Source organism: Eubacterium sp. F2 (genome assembly GCF_046244355.1).
Lineage (GTDB): Bacteria > Bacillota > Clostridia > Peptostreptococcales > Anaerovoracaceae > Aminicella.
Genome location: NZ_CP176393.1, coordinates 1,545,542 through 1,565,949, shown reverse-complemented (window position 1 = coordinate 1,565,949; position 20,408 = coordinate 1,545,542). Strand labels below are relative to the sequence as shown.

Annotated in this window: 15 protein-coding genes; all 15 read right to left on the bottom strand. The window is 49.7% G+C overall.

The window, feature by feature from the left end:
• Positions 1-40: 40 nt before the first annotated feature.
• The 15 genes from ACI77B_RS06585 to secD all read right to left on the bottom strand — a co-directional run bounded on the left by ACI77B_RS06585 (position 41) and on the right by secD (position 20,199).
• Entirely contained in the window at positions 41-1,276 is a 1,236-nt protein-coding gene (locus tag ACI77B_RS06585; RefSeq protein WP_409336091.1) for a peptidase U32 family protein, read from the bottom strand.
• A 36-nt stretch (positions 1,277-1,312) separates the two neighbouring features.
• Positions 1,313-1,993, bottom strand: a complete 681-nt coding sequence (locus ACI77B_RS06580) for an O-methyltransferase (RefSeq protein WP_409336090.1) — start codon at positions 1,991-1,993, stop codon at positions 1,313-1,315.
• Between the two features lie 49 nt (positions 1,994-2,042).
• Positions 2,043-3,116, bottom strand: coding sequence for an endolytic transglycosylase MltG (gene mltG / locus ACI77B_RS06575; protein ID WP_409336089.1), 1,074 nt, complete (start codon positions 3,114-3,116; stop codon positions 2,043-2,045).
• 152 nt (positions 3,117-3,268) lie between these two features.
• Complete coding sequence (gene efp, locus ACI77B_RS06570) at positions 3,269-3,832, bottom strand: elongation factor P (protein ID WP_178262847.1); 564 nt, start codon at positions 3,830-3,832, stop codon at positions 3,269-3,271.
• A gap of 122 nt (positions 3,833-3,954) precedes the next feature.
• Complete coding sequence (locus tag ACI77B_RS06565; protein ID WP_409336088.1) at positions 3,955-4,317, bottom strand: YlbF family regulator; 363 nt, start codon at positions 4,315-4,317, stop codon at positions 3,955-3,957.
• A 12-nt stretch (positions 4,318-4,329) separates the two neighbouring features.
• A complete protein-coding gene (locus ACI77B_RS06560) occupies positions 4,330-6,234 on the bottom strand; it encodes a ribonuclease J (protein WP_409336087.1) in 1,905 nt (634 codons plus the stop codon).
• Positions 6,235-6,245: 11 nt separating this feature from the next.
• Positions 6,246-8,732, bottom strand: coding sequence for a leucine--tRNA ligase (leuS, locus tag ACI77B_RS06555; protein WP_409336086.1), 2,487 nt, complete (start codon positions 8,730-8,732; stop codon positions 6,246-6,248).
• Between the two features lie 24 nt (positions 8,733-8,756).
• Positions 8,757-9,671 carry a bis(5'-nucleosyl)-tetraphosphatase (symmetrical) YqeK gene (gene yqeK / locus ACI77B_RS06550; RefSeq protein ID WP_409336085.1) on the bottom strand — a complete coding sequence of 305 codons (915 nt, stop codon included), beginning with the start codon at positions 9,669-9,671 and terminating at the stop codon, positions 8,757-8,759.
• On the bottom strand, positions 9,649-10,257 hold the full coding sequence (nadD, locus tag ACI77B_RS06545; RefSeq protein WP_409336084.1) for a nicotinate (nicotinamide) nucleotide adenylyltransferase: 609 nt from the start codon (positions 10,255-10,257) through the stop codon (positions 9,649-9,651). The genes yqeK and nadD overlap by 23 nt, the downstream gene beginning before the upstream one ends.
• A 2-nt stretch (positions 10,258-10,259) precedes the next feature.
• Positions 10,260-12,032 carry an aspartate--tRNA ligase gene (aspS, locus tag ACI77B_RS06540; protein ID WP_409336083.1) on the bottom strand — a complete coding sequence of 591 codons (1,773 nt, stop codon included), beginning with the start codon at positions 12,030-12,032 and terminating at the stop codon, positions 10,260-10,262.
• 122 nt (positions 12,033-12,154) lie between these two features.
• A complete protein-coding gene (hisS, locus tag ACI77B_RS06535; RefSeq protein ID WP_409336082.1) occupies positions 12,155-13,420 on the bottom strand; it encodes a histidine--tRNA ligase in 1,266 nt (421 codons plus the stop codon).
• 17 nt (positions 13,421-13,437) lie between these two features.
• Positions 13,438-14,856: a coproporphyrinogen dehydrogenase HemZ gene (gene hemZ / locus ACI77B_RS06530; RefSeq protein ID WP_409336081.1), complete on the bottom strand. Its 1,419-nt coding sequence runs from the start codon at positions 14,854-14,856 to the stop codon at positions 13,438-13,440.
• Positions 14,849-15,463, bottom strand: coding sequence for an MBL fold metallo-hydrolase (locus tag ACI77B_RS06525; protein WP_409336080.1), 615 nt, complete (start codon positions 15,461-15,463; stop codon positions 14,849-14,851). The genes hemZ and ACI77B_RS06525 overlap by 8 nt, the downstream gene beginning before the upstream one ends.
• A gap of 98 nt (positions 15,464-15,561) precedes the next feature.
• Positions 15,562-17,763: a RelA/SpoT family protein gene (locus ACI77B_RS06520; RefSeq protein WP_409336079.1), complete on the bottom strand. Its 2,202-nt coding sequence runs from the start codon at positions 17,761-17,763 to the stop codon at positions 15,562-15,564.
• Positions 17,764-17,793: 30 nt separating this feature from the next.
• A complete protein-coding gene (secD, locus tag ACI77B_RS06515; protein WP_409336078.1) occupies positions 17,794-20,199 on the bottom strand; it encodes a protein translocase subunit SecD in 2,406 nt (801 codons plus the stop codon).
• Between the last annotated feature and the right edge of the window lie 209 nt (positions 20,200-20,408).

Sequence of the window (20,408 nt, the reverse complement as noted above, 5' to 3'; positions counted from 1 at the left end):
CCTCGATTTTTCTTATCGGAATCCGCTTATCCAGGTGAGCCTATTTTTGGGTTTTCATTCTGAGCAGCCAGCCCGGACGAACCGGCTGGTCCATTTTCATCCGGAGTTTCTGCTGCGGATGCGGAGCGGATTCCAGGCGTTCATCGCTTTCCGCATCCCTCATGTCTGTAATGGTCTGTGTGAAGAAACTAATCTCCGGCCCGAAAACTTCAATTTCATCGCCTTCAGACATTTTATTTCTCTGCTCGACCAGCGCGTAACCGGTCTCCTCATTATAATCCAGAACTTTTCCTACAAAAGAGTACTCCCGGATGTAGGCGCTGCTCTCGTAGTTCTGCTCATTTCCGGACGGCTTTCCATAATAGAAACCGGTCGTAAACATTCTGTGGCTGGCCTTCTTCAGCTCATCCATCCACTCTTCCTTAAAGGTCCAGTGCTCCGGATCCTCATAGTAGGCATCAATCGCCTGGCGGTAGGCGTGAACAACGGTGGCCACATAGAAGATACTCTTCATGCGTCCTTCAATCTTGGCACTTGAAATTCCTGCCTCCACCAGCTCCGGAATATGGGCGATCATGCAGAGATCTTTAGAGTTCATGATATAGGAGCCGCGGTCATCTTCTTCAATCGGCCAGTACTGTCCCGGGCGCTTTTCTTCCACCAGCGCATATTTATAGCGGCATGGGTGGGCGCAGGCTCCGCGGTTGGCATCTCTTCCAGTCATAAAATTGCTGAGCAGGCAGCGGCCGGAATAGCTGATGCACATGGCACCGTGAACGAAGGCCTCCAGATCCGTATCCGGAAGTTTCTCATGAATTTCCCGGATTTCCCGGAAGCTCAGTTCCCTGGCCAGAACCAGGCGCTGTACGCCCATTTTCTCTGTCCAGAACTTACCGGTTCTCCAGTTGGTCATATTGGCCTGTGTGGACAAATGGATTTCCGCGCCAGGGATAACTTCTTTTACCATCTCAATGATTCCCGGATCAGAAATCAGAAATGCATCGATTCCGAGGTCTTTAATCTTTTCCAGATAGCGGTAAAGCGGATCGATATCTGTGTTATGCGCATAGATATTAATCGTCATATAACAGCGTTTTCCACGGCTGTGGGCGTACTCTAGCCCCTCTTTGATGTCGTCAATTGACAGGTTTCCGGCTCCTGCACGCAGGGAAAACATTTCCCCGCCAAAATATACTGCATCGGCGCCGTACTGGATCGCCGTCTTCAGTTTTTCCAGATCACCGGCAGGTGCCAGCAGTTCCAGTTTCTTCTTCATTCTCTGCCTCTCCGTTTTTCTGTGACTGTCCTGTTTCTATTCTTCATCGCCGTGATAGATGGAAACCGACATTCCGTCTCCCACCGCATTCAGGGAAGTGGACAGTCTCGGGTCGTCCATAATCTTAGAAATAAATTCTCTCATCTGACGGATATTGGTCCGGTGTTTTCTCTCACGTTTCGGATCCATGTCTGCGTCAATCAATGTCAGTCCGTTCTGCAGAATATCATCGCAGACAATCATGGCACCGTCCCTGCATACCGTCAGTGCATGATCCATGAATTCTCCGTACTTGCTCTTTGCCGCATCGATAAATACCATGTCGAAATCTTTGATTCCGTTGGCTTTCAAAAGATCGATCATTTCTGCACCGTCTCCGTGAAGAACATGGATCTGGTTCTCCAGACGTGACTGGCGGACATTGATCCGGGCGGCGCGGAACATGTACTCATCCTTTTCTATCGTGTATACCTCTGCATGCGGGCAGAAAGTCGCAAAATATACGGCTGAGTAACCGATTGCAGTTCCGATTTCCAAAATTTTCCTCGGCTGCTTCAGTTCCAGCAGTGTGGAAAGGAGCATCTCGGTTTCTCTTCTGATCAGCGGGACTTTATCTGCCCTGGATATTTCCCGGAGCTTTTCAAGACTGCTGTTCAGCGGCCGGTAATGCTGGTGAAGAAAATCTTCCACCAGCGGGCTGGTAATTTCTATCTCCAAAACGATCTTCCTTTCTGTCTGTATCGTTTCTGTATTCTAATCAGATCTGTTACTTACTCTGCTGCTTCTTCAGCGCCTTGCTGTATGCGGCCTTGTCTTTTTCAAACTGACTGTAGCTGCTGCTGAAGACATGGCTTCCGTCCAGTTTGCTGCTGACAACAAAGTACAGATACTTAGTATTGGCAGGATGCAGAGCGGCTTCCATGGATGCCTTTCCCGGGCTGGCAATCGGCCCCGGAGGAAGTCCCGTATTCTTATATGTATTATACGGGGAGTCAATCTTCAGGTCTTTATACGTGACTTCTGTTTTATGGCTTCCGGTCTGATCCAGCAGATAGGTAATCGTAGAGTCCATCTGAAGCGGCATATTCTTCTTCAGACGGTTGTAGATAACGCTGGAAACCTTAGCGCGGTCCTGATCAGCCTGGCATTCCTTCTCGATAATGGAAGCGATGGTCATGACCTTATTAACGCTGTATCCTTTCTTCACATTACTGCTGAATTTCAGCGTGTTCAGCTCGGTCTGCTCCCTTTTCAGCATCATCTCGATGATCTTATGGCTGCTCGTGCCCGGCGCTACCGCATAAGTATCCGGGAAAAGATAGCCTTCCATCTGATGGTTTCCTTTCTGGGCGCCTTTCAGGAAACTGAACTCGGAGCGGAAATCACCGTTTTCCAGTTCGTTCACAAAACTGCTGTATTTTACCAGACCTGCAGATGAAAATTTCTTTGCAATCTGATATTCCGTCAGGCCTTCCGGAATGGTTACACTGATGGTATTCGTTTTTCCGGAAGCAATGATCTGCGCGATTCTGCTGACGCTCATGGATCTGCTGATGCCGTAGGTACCGGCCTGATACTTCGCATCGGTTCCGTTCAGTTTTCCGTAAATCCGGAATGCCGCGGCAGAGCGGATCAGCCCCTTGCTCTTTAAGATTTGTCCGATGGCGGAAGCGCCGGTTCCCTGCTGGATCGTGACGACTTGCACCTTGCTGGAATTCTTATTCTCCGGCCGGGTTGATGAAATGTACCAGATTCCTGCCGTTGCCGCGATGAGAATCAGAATCAGCACGATGACCAGGACGATACGTTTTCCATGTCCGCTGTTATTTCCTGTGTTCATACACAAACTCCATTATTTCTCTATCCAGAAACAGTCCTGCGGAAGCTCCTCCGAGAATCGGTTTACTGCTCGGCAAAAATATCCGCATGGACAAGAAAGGGACGTAAATAAAACATCTACGTCCCTCCTCATGCATTTCCTTATACGGTTCATTACTCCTTGGATCTTCCGAGATACTCTCCTGTTCTCGTATCGATCTGAATCTTTTCTCCCTCTTCAATGAAGATAGGAACCTGAATGACTGCGCCAGTCTCAACGGTTGCGGCCTTGGTTACATTCGTAGCTGTGTCGCCCTTGATTCCCGGCTCTGTCTCTGTAACGGTCAGGTCTACGAAGTTCGGCGGTTCAACGGCGAAGCAGGAATTCTCATAGAAACGGAGTGTAGCTTCATCGTTCTCACGAATGTACTTTACTGCGTCTCCCATCAGATCCTTTCCTACCGGAATCTGCTCGAATGACTCTGGGTCCATGAAATAGAACAGATCTCCGTCATTGTAGAGATAAGTCATCTTTCTGGTCTCAATTCTTGCTTCATTAAACTTCTCTGTCGGGTTGAATGCCGTCTCACGGATCGCACCGGTAATAATGTTCTTATACTTTGTTCTTACGAACGCAGCACCTTTGCCCGGCTTAACATGCTGAAAGTCGACAACAACGTTAGGCTCTCCGTCCAGTTCGAACGTCATGCCCTTTCTGAAATCTCCTGCTGTAATCATTGGTTTTTCACTCCCTATTTTTTTTAGTAAATCTAATATATTATATCAGAACTGCGGTGATTTGCAACAGCCGGACGTTCTGATTGCTGGTGTATTTCTCTTTGACCGGTGAAAAATCTGATTTACAGGTTTTTCATCATATCCGGAAGCTGCGACATGTCCATGCCGATGGCCTCGCCGACAATCTTATAAACGTCTGCCATCATCAGCGAAAAACGCATTGCTGTCTGCATATACTGCGCGGCAGCGGGATTGGACATCATCATGGCGGAAATACGCTGGATCTCCTGCATCATTTCCGGTGACGGCTGATCACCGTTCATCTGCATGGACTGCTGACGAAGCTGGAGATTCTGCAGCTCTTTTACCATGTTTGAAAGTTCCGGATCGCTGTCAACCAGTTTCTGCATCTGGTCGTACTGCTTGAATTCCTCTGACTCCTTTATGGCCTGAGCCAGACCGTGGGCCTGATCATATACGTTCATTCTTTCCTCCCGTTAGATCTGCAGGAAGACCGGCAGAATCAGCGGACTCCTCCTGGTCTTCTGGAAAATGAAGCGGCGCAGGTCGTCACGCACATCGTTTTTCAGACTGTTCCAGTCCTGGAATCCTCCTGCCAGACTCTTTTCGATCGTATTCTGCGCAACCTTTCTGGATTCTGCAATCAGTCCCTCGTTCTCCTTGACATATACAAATCCTCTGGAAACGATTTCCGGTCCGGAAACCAGTGTTCCGCTTCCGGTGTCTACGCCGGCAACAACCAGAATCAGTCCTGACTCTGAGAGGAGCTGACGGTCCTTCAGAACGATATTTCCGACATCGCCGATACCGAGTCCGTCGACCATGATATCTTCTGCAGGAACCACATTTTTAAAGCGGATGGCCCTCTTCTTTGTCAGGGTCAGCTGGTCTCCATTGCTCAGAATAAAGATATGGTCTTTCTTTTCTCCAAGCTGCTCGGCGAGCTGACGGTGAATAATCAGATGTCTGTGCTCTCCGTGAACCGGCATAAAGAACTTCGGACGGATCAGGGAATGCATCAGTTTCAGGTCTTCCTGGCAGGCATGTCCTGAAACGTGGATATCCGCATTCTCGTTATAGATGACATGTACCTGCTTCTGGTAGAGCTGATTGACGACTCTGGAAACGGATTTTTCATTTCCCGGAACCGGTGTGGATGACAGGATTACCGTATCACCCTTCTTCAGCTTTACGTTTCTGTGTTCATCGGCTGCCATTCTGGCAAGCGCGGAAAGCGGTTCGCCCTGGCTTCCTGTAGTAATAATCGTTAATTTACTGTCTGGAATTCCTCTGGTCTGGTTCAGTTCCACATAGGAGCCTGCCGGGAATTTCAAATAGCCCAGTTCCATGGCCAGCTTGACGACATTATCCATGCTCCGGCCGGATACGGCAAATTTCCTTCCGTACTTCACAGACAGTTCGATGATCTTCTGGATTCGGTTGACATTCGAGGAGAATGTCGCAATGATGATACGGTTTTCCGCTTCACGGAAAATTCCGTCCAGGGATTCTCCTACAACGCGCTCGGAACGGGTATAGCCCGGACGTACGACATTGGTGGAATCACACATCATCAAATCGACTCCGGAATCTCCGATTTCTGCCAGTCTTCCCAGATCGATCGGATCTCCGTCGACCGGTGTGTAGTCGATTTTAAAGTCTCCTGTGTGGAAGATTCTGGCAGCCGGCGTTTTGATAAAGTAGCATACCGCGTCCGCGATAGAATGCGTGGTATGAATGGCTTCAATCTCAAACGCGCCGACCCTGAAGGTGTCTCCGGCGTGAATGACATTCAGATTGCCTCTGATTCCGTGCTCTTCCAGCTTGTTTCTGATCAGTCCCAGTGACAGAGGTGTTCCGTAAATCGGAACATTGATCTGCTTCAGCAGATACGGCACGCCGCCGATATGGTCTTCGTGTCCGTGGGTAATGATCAGTCCCTTGACTTTGGCTGCGTTCTTTACAACATAGCTGAAGTCCGGGATTACAACATCAATTCCGTACATGCTGTCATCCGGAAAAGACATTCCGCAGTCGATGATCAGAATCTGATCCTTGTATTCGAGAAGGGTCATATTCTTTCCGATTTCATCCAAACCGCCGATCGGGAAAATCTTTATGCTTTCCGGCTTTTTGCGCGCATGCGTATCATTTCTGGTTCTTGCGCCCCTGTGGATGTTGGCCGTGTGCCTTGCAGATGACTGTGTCTTCGGCTTCAGGCCCAGCTCCCGGCCCAGACGATCTCCCGCCGCGTCCGCTTTTCTGTTCTCACCGGACTTGCGGCTGTTGAAACGGCGCTCAGAGGAATGGTTATTCCTCTGGCCGTTTCTTTTTGCCCGGGTATTCTTCTCCTGGGCATTGTTCTTGTTATTCTCTCTCATTAAGGTCCTCTCTACCTGACGACAAAGTTTACAAGCCGATTCGGTACCGCAATGGTCTTCACGATATTTTTGCCTTCAAGAAGTTCCTTAACCCTTGCATCCTGCTGAACCATCTCAGCGAGTTCCTCTCTGGACAGTCCGCTTGCAGCGCTGACTTTTGCCTTGACTTTTCCGTTCAGCTGAACAACAATCTCTACCTCGTCCTTGACGAGTGCCTTCTCATCATAAGATGGCCATGCGTGGTGTGTCAGTGTGTCTTCTCCGCCCAGATTCTGCCACATTTCTTCGCAGATATGCGGGGTGAACGGGGAGAGCAGGACGACAACGGTTCTGACAGCCTTGGCATAAAGTCCCGGGTTCAGATCCTTCTGGTCCTTATCCTTGTAAAGCTCATTGACCAATTCCATGATGGAGCTGATAGCAGTGTTGAAGTTATAACGCTTGCTGATGTCATCGGTCACTTTCTTAATCGTCGTATTCAATACATAGTTCAAGTTCTTGTCGAGATCCGACTTCACCTCAACAGGAAGTTCCTTATCACCGTTCTGGCTGACGAATTCATAAACCAGTCTCCAGACACGGTTCAGGAAACGGTAGCTTCCGTCCACACCTTCATCTGACCAGTCCAGTTCTCTTTCCGGTGGTGCAGCAAACAGAATGAACAGTCTCGCTGTATCTGCGCCGTATTTCTTCAGAATCTCTTCCGGGCTGACGACATTTCCGACAGATTTACTCATTTTCTTGAAGACGCCGTTCTCATCGGCCTTGTTTACCATGCCCTGTGTCAGCAGATTGCGGAAAGGCTCCTCCTTGCTGACCAGTCCCAGGTCATAGAGCGCCATCATGAAGAAACGCGCGTACATCAGGTGCAGGATCGCGTGCTCAACGCCTCCGATGTACTGGTCGACATTCATCCAGTAATCGGCTTTCTTCTTGTCCCATGCCTTTTTGTCGTTGTGCGGATCTGTATAACGCAGATAGTACCAGGAAGAGTCGAGGAATGTATCCATTGTGTCGACTTCACGTCTTGCTTTCTTTCCGCAGCGCGGGCATGTGCATTCTACGAAGGACTTGGATGTCGTAATCGGGGATTCTCCCTTTCCGGTGAATTCTACATCCTTAGGAAGCAGAACCGGCAGGTTCTCCTCTTTTTCAGGAACCCATCCGCAGTCTTCGCAGTAAACCATCGGGATCGGCGTTCCCCAGTATCTCTGTCTGGAGATCAGCCAGTCTCTGAGCTTGTAGTTGACCGTCTTCTTTCCGATTCCCTCGCTGTCCAGCCAGTCGATCATCTTGCCGATCGCTTCGCGGTTGTTCATTCCATTGAACTGCTCGGAATTGATCATCGTTCCCTCTGCATCAAATGCCTGGGTCAGATTATTGACATCGATCTCCGGATCGTCGCTGTCGACTACCGGAATGATGTCCAGGCCGAACTTCTTCGCGAAATCGAAGTCTCTCTGGTCGTGAGCCGGAACCGCCATGATTGCTCCTGTTCCGTAGCTCATCAGTACGTAGTCGGAAATATAGATCGGAATCTGTTTTCCATTTACCGGATTTACCGCATAGCGTCCGATAAATACACCTGTCTTCTCGCGTGTGGTGGACGTACGCTCAATGTCATTCAGGTGCTTGACTTTCTCGACATATTCATTCACCGGTTTCTCGTATTCGCTGCCCTTTACCAGCTCCATCAGGTAAGGGTGCTCCGGTGACATTACCATGAATGTCGCTCCGAACAATGTGTCTGCACGGGTTGTGAAGACCTTCAGTGATTTATCGGAATCCACAATCTTAAAATCAATTTCTGCGCCGACGGATCTTCCGATCCAGTTGCGCTGCATGACTTTTACCTTGTTCGGCCATCCCGGGAGCTTGTCCAGATTATCCAGAAGTCTGTCCGCGTAGTCTGTGATACGCAGATACCACTGAGACAGGTCCTTCTTGGTTACAGGTGTGTGGCAGCGCTCGCAGCAGCCGTCTACAACCTGCTCATTTGCCAGTACGGTCTGGCAGCTTGGGCACCAGTTCACCGGGTTTTCTTTTTTATATGCAAGACCTTTATTATAGAACTGAATAAAGATCCACTGCATCCACTTATAGTATTCCGGGCTGCAAGTCTGTACCTCGCGGTCCCAGTCGTAAGAGAGTCCGAGACGGCGCAGCTCGTCTTCCATCTCATGAATATTATCCCACGTCCACTTGTCCGGGGCAATACCATGTTTGATCGCCGCGTTCTCTGCCGGCAGTCCGAAAGAATCGAAGCCCATGACATGAAGAACATTGTATCCCTGCATCGTCTTGAAACGGGCGATGACATCTCCGATGGAATAGTTTCTTACATGACCCATGTGCAGCTTTCCGGACGGGTACGGGAACATTTCCAGATCATAGAATTTCTCCTTGGATGGATCTTCCGTGACCTTGAAGGACTTATTCTCCTCCCAGTACTTCTGCCATTTCTTCTCGATCTCACTAAAATTGTACTTTTCTTCCATTTCTTCTTCCCCTGTAAAACAATACTACTTCCAATCCACGAGGTCACAGTCTCCCCAGACCCCTTCAATATTATATTTCGCACGCATTTCTTCTGTAAATACGTTAACGACAATATCACCAAAATCCACGAGAATCCAGCCCGTGTTTCTTCTGCCTTCTGTGCTGCGGGACAAAACGTTAAGCTCAGCAAGGCGGTCTTCTGCGGCATCGGCAAGCGCTTCTGCCTGCCGCTCGGAACTTCCGGATGCGACAACCAAGTAGTCGGTAAACGAGGATCGTTCCGCCACATCGATAATCACTACATCAATTCCCAGCTTGGCATCCATTGCCTTCGCTGCTTCAATCGCTAAGGTTCTGCTGTCCATTTTTCTCTCCTTTAACTGGTTTTCATAATAATCTCTGGCATGCAGCGTGTCCTCGTCCAGATATTTTCCCTGCGAACGGACAAAATCCACTGACCGGCTCAGCGAATACAGGCAAGCCCTGTCAATATCTTTATACGCCAGTCTTCTTGCTTCGTCAACTCCCGGATAATCTCTCGACGGCTCAATGGCGTCTGCGAGGAATAAAATTTTCTCCAGAAGCGACATTGCCGGACGTCCGGTCGTATGATAGCTGACTGCATTGATCAGATCCCGGTCGGTAACGTGGAGTTCGTTTTCCATTACTGCCGCGGCAACCTTGCTGTGGGCAAGATTCCGCTTTCCTTTATACTTTTGCGGAAGGCCGTACCGGTCAATCAGGTCGTCCAGGTCTCTCTCCTTGAACATGTCATGGTAGAGCGCTCCCGCCTCTGCCTTTTCCGGATCCGCTCCGTACTGTTTCGCAAGGCTGACGGCAGTTTCCACAACGCCTTTAATGTGACGGCGGCGCTTTTCTGACAAATGCTCGTCCAGATACTGAATAACTTTATCCTTATCGATATAATCGGTGATCATAGATATATTTTTCTACCTCCCGCGGCACGAGTCCTTTCAGTGATTTCCCTTCTGCCGCCCTTCTGCGGATTTCCGTAGAAGAAATATCCAGCGGGTCATTATGCACCAGGGAAATTCTCGCGCCATACTGATTCTCATATTGTTCTTTCATCTGCAGACAGTCTTCCCTGGAAATTCCCGGACGTATCGTTAATATAATACCATACCGGCTTAAGATTTCCGGACCATGGCTCCAGCTTTTCAGCTGCAGGAAAGAATCCCCGCCGACAATAAACCAGAAGTCGGTGTCTTCATGGATCCGGGACAATTCTTCCAGCGTATCCCAGGTATAGGAAATGCCCTGTTTCCGGATTTCGTAATCCAGAACGGAAAGGCGCGGATGATTCTGCGCGGCAATCCGGACCATGGCCAGCCGGTCTTCATCCGACACATGCAGCTCGTTCAGCTTAAAGGGGCTGACATGGGCCGGCATGAGATAGACGGTATGCAGATGAAGTTCTTCTGCGGCCGCCTCCGCGATAGATATATGTCCGAGATGAATCGGATTAAATGTCCCGCCCAGCACGGCCGCCGGCTTCTTTTTCATATTTATTCCTCTGTTACTGCGATTCCAAGCTCCTTAAGCTGCTCATCGTCAACCGTGTTCGGCGCATCGCTGACCAGGCACTGTGCGTTCTGGTTCTTCGGGAAGGCCATAACCTCACGGATGGAGGATTCACCGGTCAGCAGCATGATCATACGGTCAAGTCCGTATGCCAGTCCGCCGTGCGGCGGTGCTCCATATTTAAACGCTTCCAGAAGGAATCCGAACTTACGCTCAGATTCTTCTTTGGTAATTCCCAGGATGTCAAACATCTTCTGCTGAAGATCACGGTCGTGAATACGGATACTTCCTCCACCCATTTCCACACCGTTCAGAACGATGTCATAGGTATCGGATCCGACATGCATCGGATCGGTATCCAGCAGCGGGATATCTTCTGTTCTCGGATGGGTAAACGGATGATGCATGGCCGTGACCTCTCCGTCCTCGTTCTTCTCGAACATCGGGAAGTTGACCACCCAGAGCAGATTATACTGATGCGGGTCGAGCAGGCCCATCTGGTCGGCGATATGACGTCTCAGGAATCCCAGGCTGTCATAGACAACCTTCGGCTGATCGGCAACGATCAGGATCAGGTCTCCTGTCTTTGCATCGAATTCATCTGCGATCTCTTTCAGTTCATCCTGGCTGAAGAACTTGTTTACAGAAGACTTGAATTCACCGTCTTCTACACGAATCCAGACGATTCCCTTTGCGCCGTAATGCTTTGTCTCTTCCGTCAGCTTGTCAATCTTCTTGCGGCTGTACTCTTTGCTGCCTCCATCGATGCAGATTCCGCGGACATCGCCGCCCTGGGAAAGCGCATTGCTGAAGACCTTGAATTCGCTGTTCTTTACAGCCGGGATGTCGTTCAGCTTATGCAGCTCGAATCCGAATCTGGTGTCCGGCTTATCGGAACCGTAACGATTCATGGCATCCCAGTACTGCATTCTCGGAAGCGGAGTCTTGATGTCGACGTCCAGCATTTCCTTGAATACGCGCTTCAGGAAGCCTTCCTGCATGGTCAGAATGTCATCCATGTCAACGAAACTCATCTCCAGGTCGATCTGGGTGAATTCCGGCTGTCTGTCTGCCCGCAGGTCCTCATCGCGGAAGCACTTTACAATCTGCATGTAGCGGTCTGTTCCGCCGACCATCAGGAGCTGCTTGAACAGCTGCGGGGACTGCGGAAGTGCATAGAACATTCCGTGGTTGACGCGGCTCGGAACCAGATAGTCACGGGCGCCTTCCGGTGTGGAACGGACGAGCATCGGTGTCTCGACTTCTGTGAATCCGTTCTCATCGAAATAGTCTCTTGCGATCTTGCAGACCTTATGTCTGAAGGTCAGGTTTCTCTGCATTTTCTGCTTGCGCAGGTCCAGATAACGGTACTTCAGGCGGAGATCCATGCTGACCTGGTCGTCATCCTTGATGTAGATCGGCGGGGTCTCTGAAGAGGCGTACAGTACGATATCTGTCGCCAGAATTTCAATATCTCCGGTCGGGATGTCCGGGTTCTTGGAAGAACGCTCGCGGACCTTTCCGGAAACGCCGATAACATACTCTCTTCCCAGGCTCTGCGCGAGATCGAACTTATCCTTATCGATGGTCTCATCGAATACAATCTGCGTGATCCCGGTTTTATCTCTCAAGTCGACAAAAATTAACCCGCCAAGGCTCCTCTGGCTGGCAACCCAGCCGTCCAGCGTTACCTCCTGGCCGATGTTTTCTTTTGTCAGAACTCCACACATATGTGTGCGCTTTAGTAACTGTGACATTGCTTAACTCCTGAATAACGTGTATCTGTCCGCCGAATGCAGGCACCGGCGGACGACTTAATTATATTAATAATTGATTTATTGACTTGTTCCTCTGCATCTGAATCCGCGGACTTCCCAGATTACTTTCCGAGGAGTTCGTGTACCTTTTTTTCCAGTTCATTCAGCGGAAGCTCATGCTGCTCATGGGCATCCATATCTTTCAGCTGAACGACGCCTTTCTGAATTTCGTCATCTCCGATCATAACGGTGAAACGGCTGTTCAGACGGGCTGCATACTTGAACTGTCCCTTGACCTTTCTGGAAAGGATGTCCATTTCCGCGTGGAGACCGGACTGACGCATTTCATGCATGATGCGCAGACCCTCACGCTTCGCCGCATCGCCCATCACCGCGATGAATACATCGACCGGTGCAGGCTCCGGGAACGGGAATCCGTTTTCGTCCATCAGAAGCAGGAGACGCTCGATACCCAGGCCGAATCCTACACCCGGAACTTCCGGTCCACCGATTTCTTCAACCAGGTGGTCGTAACGGCCGCCTCCGCAGACCGTAGACTGCGCGCCGATTCCTGTGGAAACGAACTCAAATGCGGTCTTGGTATAGTAATCCAGGCCTCTGACGATCTTCGGGTTAACCACGTAATCGATCCCCATCGCGTCCAGATTGGCCTTCAGATCCTCAAAAGCGGCCTTACAGTCGTCGCAGAGATAGTCGACCATCATCGGTGCGTCCTGCACCAGTTTCTGGTCCTCCGGAGACTTACAGTCCAGGATTCTCATCGGGTTCGTCTCAAAACGGCTCTTGCAGGTGTCGCAGAGCTCATCGTAATGCGGACGGAGGAAATTCTTCAGTGCTTCCCTGTATTTCGGACGGCAGTTCGGGCAGCCGACGCTGTTGATTTCCAGCTGGACATTTTTAATTCCCATCTCGTTCAGGAAATCTTTTGCAAAGCAGATAACTTCTGCATCTGCCAGCATGTCCGGTGTTCCGAACACTTCGATGCCGAACTGGTGGAACTGGCGCAGACGGCCTGCCTGCGGTTTCTCATAACGGAAGCACGGTGTTTCATAGCAGAGCTTGGTCGGCTGTACGTTCGCAAAGGTCTTATGCTCTGTGAAGGCGCGGACAGCAGGAGAGGTTCCCTCCGGCTTCAGCGTGATGCTTCTTCCTGCGTGATCCTTAAAGGTGTACATCTCCTTCTGGACGATGTCCGTTGTTCCTCCCACGCCTCTTAAAAACAGCTCTGTATGCTCAAAATCCGGTGTACGGATTTCTTTATATCCATAGTTTTCGCACATACGGCGAAATTTTCCCTCAACAAAATGCCAGCGGTGAATTTCCTCAGGCATAATGTCTTTGGTTCCCTTAGGCGCTGTTGTCAGCATAGTTCCACTCTCCTTTACTACCCCAGATTCTTAATATCTTTTTCGGCCATGCTGTCGGAAGTGAAGAATCCGTCTGCCTTCCTCTGGCACATCTCATCGATACGGTCGATATACTGCTGATAATTGGTTACATTCGCAACCCGGACAAGCTTGTCCATCGCCGGATAATAGCGTTTGGAAATTCCGCCTGCTCCCAGAGCCAGAATGCTCTGATGCTCATCCATGATGCGCGTATTATACAGACCTTCCGTGCCCGGACGGGACCAGCCGGTATTTTCAAAATACCCGGCCATATGTTTCTGCCGGTACAGGTAATAGGGACGGAAGCCCTCCGCGCGCAGAACATCGCGGCTGTGATCAAGCATCTGACGGACGATTCCCGCCACTTTATAATGATAGTCCTGATCAATGCCTTTTAAACGCGAGGCCCGCTTGACTGAAAGCGTATGCACGGTAATATTATTCGCGCCCAGCTTCAGCACCTCATCCAGAGTTTCCGCAAAATCCTCCGGCTCTTCTTCCGGAAGCCCGGCAATCAGGTCAGCATTCACCACGTCAAATCCGACTGACGCGGCCATTCTGAAGGCTTCCCGGATTTCCTCCGGGGTGTGGCTTCTTCCGATAATATCCAGCGTCTTCTGTTTCATCGACTGTGGGTTGATACTGATTCTTCCGACATGATGCTTCTTCAGCACCTTCAGTTTATCCAGCGTGATCGTATCCGGCCGGCCTGCTTCAACAGAGAATTCCTTCAGAGAAGACAGATCCCAGGAACGTTCAACTTCAGAAAGCATCTGATCCATCTGTTCCGCCGTCAGCGTTGTCGGTGTTCCGCCGCCGACATATACAGACTCCGGATGAATGCCCTGCGCCTTCATCTTCTCCCCGGTGAAACGGATTTCCTTCAGCAGAGCTGGAAGATAGCGCGCGATTTCCTCATCCGGAACCTGATTAGACGCAAAGGAGCAGTAGAGGCAGCGGGTCGGACAGAAAGGAATCCCAATGTAGATTCCAATCGAATGGGGATCCGGATTTCCCAGGCTCTCCTGCTGGTACTGATACATTTCTGTAATCAGGTCCGCCTTTTCTTCGGTCAAAAAGTATTCCTTCAAGAAGATCTCCCGGACCTTCTCCGGATCGCCGTACTGATGCAGGAGTTCTCCGGCAAGTTTTACCGGACGCACACCGGTCAGAATGCCCCAGTCCGGACGCTTTCCGGTCAGTGCAGACAGTTTCCGGAAGAGTTCCCGCTTGATTTCATCTCTGTCTGTGCTAAACGCCTCATTGATCTTCAGGCAGTCTTCCTCACTGCTTTCCGGATCGATCAGTTCATAACGCTCCGGCGGCAGGAATTCATCAATGAGCTCACGCATCAGCGCGGTCTTTTCCACACCGTACAGTTTTATTTTTATTGTAAATTCATTCGTATCAGGCAAATGGATTCGTCTCCTTTTCAATTTTTACCGTCGATTCTCCCATATGTCCAGGCAGAAGAACCGTATCTTCCGGAAGATCCAGAATACGATGCAGGGACTTGATGATTGCATCGTAATCGCCTCCCGGGAAATCCGTTCGGCCGATCGAGCCCCGGAATACCGTGTCTCCGCAGAAGCAGTACTTTCCGACAAGGATCACCTGTCCACCCGGCGTATGTCCCGGTGTAAACATGAATTTCAGATTCATCCCGCCAATCTGCATTTCATCCCCGTCTTCCACATACTTGTCTGCATGCTCAACGATAATTCTGCGGTTGATCATCTTGGAAGAATTCAGACGCGGATCCTCCAGCGTCTGTTTTTCATGAACCGATGCAAGGACCTTCACCCCCGGAATTTCCTTCCGGAATTCTTCGATTCCTCCAATATGATCACCATGTCCATGTGTCAGCAGAATCCATCCGATATGCAGATTCTTACTGTTTACTTCGTCCATAAGCTCCTGGCTGAATCCGCCCGGATCGACGATGAATCCTTCTCCTGTTTCATCGTATACCAGATAGGTATTGACATAAATCGGGCCTGTCTCATAATGCTTGATTTCCATATTCTCTCCTGTCCAGACTGCAGTCAGCAAAAGGCTGCCTCGTCTTCATGCTCGACATCTCCGAAGACTCCAGCAGCCCCGCCGGCGGCATTCTGAATTTACACACCTGAACGATACGTGCTGATCACATCCGGAATCTTGCGCATTTTGCTCATGATCTGTTCAACCTGGTTAATATCCCGGATGGAAAGTGACAGCATCAGACGCATGCGTCCGTCTTTATCCACTCTGCCGTTTACACTCTCGATGTTGACATCCATCTCGTCGCATACACGGGATACGTCGGAGAACATTCCCTTCCTGTCAGTGAACACAACGGTAATAGCCGCCTGATACATCTGATCTTCCGGTTCGTCCTTCTTCCATTCCACGTCTATGAAACGGGCACGCTCTGATTCCGGCATGGAAGTAATGTTCGGACAGTCCTTTCTGTGCACGGAAACGCCTCTGCCCTTGGTAATGAATCCAATAATATCATCGCCCGGTACAGGGTTGCAGCAGTGCGCGACTCTGACCATCAGTCCGTCCATTCCCTTAACGATAATTCCGGCATCCTGATGTTTTTTCTTTTTCCTGACATCAGACTTCGCAGCAGCCTTAAGCAGCGCTTCTTCTTTTACACGCTTTTTCTCCTGTTCCCTCTGCTGGTCCTGATCATACTGTTCAAAAAGAATTTTAGCAAAACGGCTGATCAGTGAACCACCCTGGGCAAGCTGTTTATATGCTTCATCCAGAGTCGCAAAGTTCATCTTCCTCATCGCCTGGTTCAGGAACTGTGATTTTGTTACCGCGGAAGGTTCATAACCCTTCTTGCGGATATACTTATCCAGAGCCTCACGGCCCCGGCTGATATCATCTCCGTTATTCTGCTTTTTCAGCCAGGAACGGATCTTGTTTTTTGCCGTTGAACTTTTTACGATTTTCAGCCAGTCCACGCTTGGTCCGGAAGAATTCGGGTTGGTGACAATCTCAACGATATCTCCGCTGCTGAGCGGATGATCGATGGTGACCATCTTTCCATTCACCTTGGCTCCGACGCAGTGACATCCGACATCCGTGTGGATCTTAAATGCGAAATCCAGCGGCGTGGAACCTGCCGGAAGATCAATGACTTCGCCCTTCGGCGTAAATACGAATACCTGCGAGGAGAAGAGATCCATTTTCAGGGTATCCAGGAAATCCTTCGGATCCTGAAGATCCTTCTGCCACTCAATCGCCTGGCGCAGCCATGCCAGCTTCATGTCTTCCTTATTCTGATTTCCGGAAGAATTTCCTTCTTTATATTTCCAATGCGCAGCAATACCGTATTCAGCAACACGGTGCATCTCATACGTACGAATCTGAATCTCAAAGGGAACACCGTTATCTCCCAGTACTGTAGTATGAAGAGACTGGTACATGTTCGGCTTCGGCATTGCGATGTAATCTTTAAAACGGCCCGGAATCGGTTTCCACATGGTGTGAACCTGGCCCAGAACTGCGTAACAGTCGCGGACAGTCTCCACAATAACGCGGACCGCAACCAGATCAAAAATTTCATCCAGCTGTTTATGCTGCACCGTCATCTTCTTATAGATGCTGTACAGCTGCTTGGAACGGCCCATGATGTCGTACTTCATGTGCATGCCGTCCAGCGCCTCTTTAATCTCCGCTATAACCTTCTGGATCATCTCTTCGCGCTGCTGTTTCTTTGTATTGACGCGTTTCTCAAGATCTGCGTATTCCTGTGGATGCAGATACTTCAGAGAAATGTTCTCCAATTCAAATTTTACGGTATAGATTCCGAGACGCCCTGCAAGCGGCGCATAGATATCCAGTGTTTCACGGGATTTTTCAATTATTTTAGCAGGCGTCATGAATTCAATCGTCCGCATATTATGCAGACGATCAGCCAGCTTGATAATCAAAACCCGGATATCCTTAGACATCGCCAGGAACATTTTACGCAGATTTTCCGCCTGCGCCTGTTCCTTACTGTCGACCTTAAGATTTCCGAGTTTCGTGACACCGTCCACGAGAAGAGCGATGTCTTCGCCGAAATCTTCGACGAGCTGCTCTCTCGTGTAAGGTGTATCTTCAACTGTATCATGGAGCATCCCGGCGACCAGAGTCTCATCGTCCATTCCGAGCTGAGCCAGAATAATGGCTACAGCGATCGGATGAACCAGATACGGCTCACCGCTCTTTCTCAGCTGGCCGTCGTGGAGTTCCTTTGCTTTATCATAAGCCCTGCCGATCAGTTCAGTATTATATGGTTTATACTGAAGGATCTCTTCCAAAAACTTTGCTTTTGTCTTCATGAATGCTCATCCTTTTAGAACAAACCGGCTTTATTTCTTTCGTTTATAAGAAACGTGCTTCTGCTGATTCTTTTTATTCTTTTTCTTCGGCTTTGCCGCTGAGGAATGTTCCGGAAGGGATGCCTGTTTCTGCTCAGCACGCTGTGCCTCACGCGTCTTCTCGGCTTCCTCCTCGCGCTTCTTTTCTGCCTTGTGCTCTTCTTTCTTTGCCTCGATACGCTTCTTATTCTTCGCAATCTGCGCATAACGTGACGCTTCTTCACGCTTGTTGAACTCGTAGAAGAGCGGGCTGCACAGGCAGATGGAAGAATAAGTTCCTACTGCGACACCAACCATCAGCGGGAGAACGAATGCTGCCAGCTCAGAGGATACAAAGAACAGCAGCGGAATGATCGCAACCTCTGTGGTGATGGATGTCATGAGAGAACGGTCGAGGGTCTGGGTGATACTGGTGTCCAGTACCTCCATAACTGGTTTTCCTCTCATGATATGTCTGTTCTCACGCACTCGGTCGAAAATAACGATGGTATCGTTGATGGAGTATCCGACAATGGTCAGAACCGCGGCAACGAATGGGTTGTCGACCGTGATTCCGAAGATTGCATAGACACCGATCAGAACGAGCACGTCGTGACCGATTCCGGCAATCGCCGCAACACCATATTTCCAGGACTTGAAGCGGAAGATGATGTAAATCAGCATGCCCAGTGCCGCAATCAGGATTGATTTAATTGCATTATTTCTCAATTCGCTTCCGATGGAAGGACCGAATTCCTCAGAGGAAATAACCGAATTGGAAGGACGATTGAACTTCTGTTCCAGGGTCTTCTGAACGGCATCTCTCTGGTTGGCATTCAGGGACTTTCCTGTACGGATGATGACCTCTTTATTTCCTTTTCCGGAGTAAACGATGGTCGGATCCAGCTTATACTGGCTGACCGCCTTCTTCACTTCTGTCGTGCTGACCTTATGGCCCATATCCATCTGGATCATTGTACCGCCTGTAAAGTCGATACCATAATTAAATCCGTGGAAAATCAGGAAGCAGAGGCCCAGTACGATGAAGGCTCCGCTGCAGCAGTAGAAGATCTTTCTCTTTTCAATAAAGTGAACCTGATGCTTGATCCAGCGCCTCGGGGTTCCGTCTGCATGGCATCCGAAGAATGTGTACTTCGCTGCTCTGCTGTCTGCAAGTGTGCTGACGAATACCTGTGTAACCACAACTGCAGTAAAGATGCTGACGATGATGGAAATCATCAGGGTAATCGCGAATCCCTTAACCGTTGTGGATCCCAGCTCATACAGCACGATGGTCGCGATCAGCGTGGTGATCTGCGAGTCGAGTACGGTTACCAGCGCGTGCCGGAAACCTTCATCCACGGCAGATCGTATCGACCGCCCCTTTCCAATCTCTTCCTTGATTCGGGTAAAGATGATAACGTTCGCATCTACGGCCATTCCTACTCCGAGGATAATACCTGCGATTCCCGGCAGGGTCAGAACGGCGCCGATCATCTTCATGGACCAGAGTACGAGAAGTACGTACAGTGCCAGTGCGATATCCGCAAATACACCCAGCAGATTGAAGGCGATGATCATGAAGAGGAAGACCAGTCCGAGACCGATGGCTCCGGCAACAATACTCTTATTCAGGGCGTTTGCTCCGATGGACGCAGTCTGTACAGAAGAAGATACCTCATGCAGAGATACCGGCAGAGATCCTCCGCGGATCAGGGCGGCTTCTTCCGTAGCTTCTGTCTTGCTCATTCCGCCGGTTCCTCCTGTAATTTCACAGGTAGAGGAATCGATTCTCTGTCTTGCTGTAGGCGCAGTCAGAATATCATTATCCAGCCAGATGACAATCGACGAATTGCTTACTGTCGTTCCGTGATTCTGCACGGTCGCCGTGACGTCTCCGTTTGCAGCTTTCTCTGTGGCATCCGCGAACTTGCTCTGTCCGGAACTGGAAAGCTTCAGCACAATTTTATAGCCTCCGTTTTCCTGGTCCTGACTGGCTGTCGCGTTCTTAACGTCAGATCCGGTCATAATTGTTGTACCGTCCGCGAGTGTGAAACGCAGTTTGGCCGTTTTTCCGATCTTGTTGATGGCCTGCTTGGCATCCTTGACACCCGGCATTTCAACACGGAGACGGTTCTTTCCCTCTACGCTGACACTGGCCTCAGAAACACCCATGGCATTGACACGGCGGTTCAGAACTTCCTTTGTCTGATCCATGACCTTCTTCACCTTGGCATCACTCATATGACCTGTATCGGCTTTCAGAACAACGTACACACCACCATCAATGTCGAGTCCGTATTTCAGAGAGTCCTTCAGGTTGTTGATTGAACCCAGACCGAAACAGGACGCATACCAGCCGATTACAACGACTGCGATGATGACGATACTCAAGATTTTCTTTACTCTCGTCTTCATTTTCTTCCTTTCAACTTACACGAATTGTTACTGTCTTGATAATTGCACTTAATCATTTTACTACGTTTCTACAGTGCTTTCAAGCAATCGATCGATTTCCGAAGTTTCTCACGCTGACTGAATCATAATTTCCCCGGGAAGCCTGCTGCCTCCTTCTGAACCGATATAAAAAAGCTGCAGCGGCAATTCGGATTGTCACTGCAGCATGA

Bases quoted from the DNA above. Each gene is read 5' to 3' on its own strand.
- ACI77B_RS06585 (WP_409336091.1), bottom strand. From the start codon at position 1,276: ATGAAGAAGAAACTGGAACTGCTGGCACCTGCCGGTGATCTGGAAAAA.
- mltG (WP_409336089.1), bottom strand. From the start codon at position 3,116: ATGAACACAGGAAATAACAGCGGACATGGAAAACGTATCGTCCTGGTC.
- efp (WP_178262847.1), bottom strand. From the start codon at position 3,832: ATGATTACAGCAGGAGATTTCAGAAAGGGCATGACGTTCGAACTGGAC.
- ACI77B_RS06565 (WP_409336088.1), bottom strand. From the start codon at position 4,317: ATGAACGTATATGATCAGGCCCACGGTCTGGCTCAGGCCATAAAGGAG.
- ACI77B_RS06560 (WP_409336087.1), bottom strand. From the start codon at position 6,234: ATGAGAGAGAATAACAAGAACAATGCCCAGGAGAAGAATACCCGGGCA.
- leuS (WP_409336086.1), bottom strand. From the start codon at position 8,732: ATGGAAGAAAAGTACAATTTTAGTGAGATCGAGAAGAAATGGCAGAAG.
- yqeK (WP_409336085.1), bottom strand. From the start codon at position 9,671: ATGATCACCGATTATATCGATAAGGATAAAGTTATTCAGTATCTGGAC.
- nadD (WP_409336084.1), bottom strand. From the start codon at position 10,257: ATGAAAAAGAAGCCGGCGGCCGTGCTGGGCGGGACATTTAATCCGATT.
- aspS (WP_409336083.1), bottom strand. From the start codon at position 12,032: ATGTCACAGTTACTAAAGCGCACACATATGTGTGGAGTTCTGACAAAA.
- hisS (WP_409336082.1), bottom strand. From the start codon at position 13,420: ATGCTGACAACAGCGCCTAAGGGAACCAAAGACATTATGCCTGAGGAA.
- ACI77B_RS06525 (WP_409336080.1), bottom strand. From the start codon at position 15,463: ATGGAAATCAAGCATTATGAGACAGGCCCGATTTATGTCAATACCTAT.
- ACI77B_RS06520 (WP_409336079.1), bottom strand. From the start codon at position 17,763: ATGAAGACAAAAGCAAAGTTTTTGGAAGAGATCCTTCAGTATAAACCA.
- secD (WP_409336078.1), bottom strand. From the start codon at position 20,199: ATGAAGACGAGAGTAAAGAAAATCTTGAGTATCGTCATCATCGCAGTC.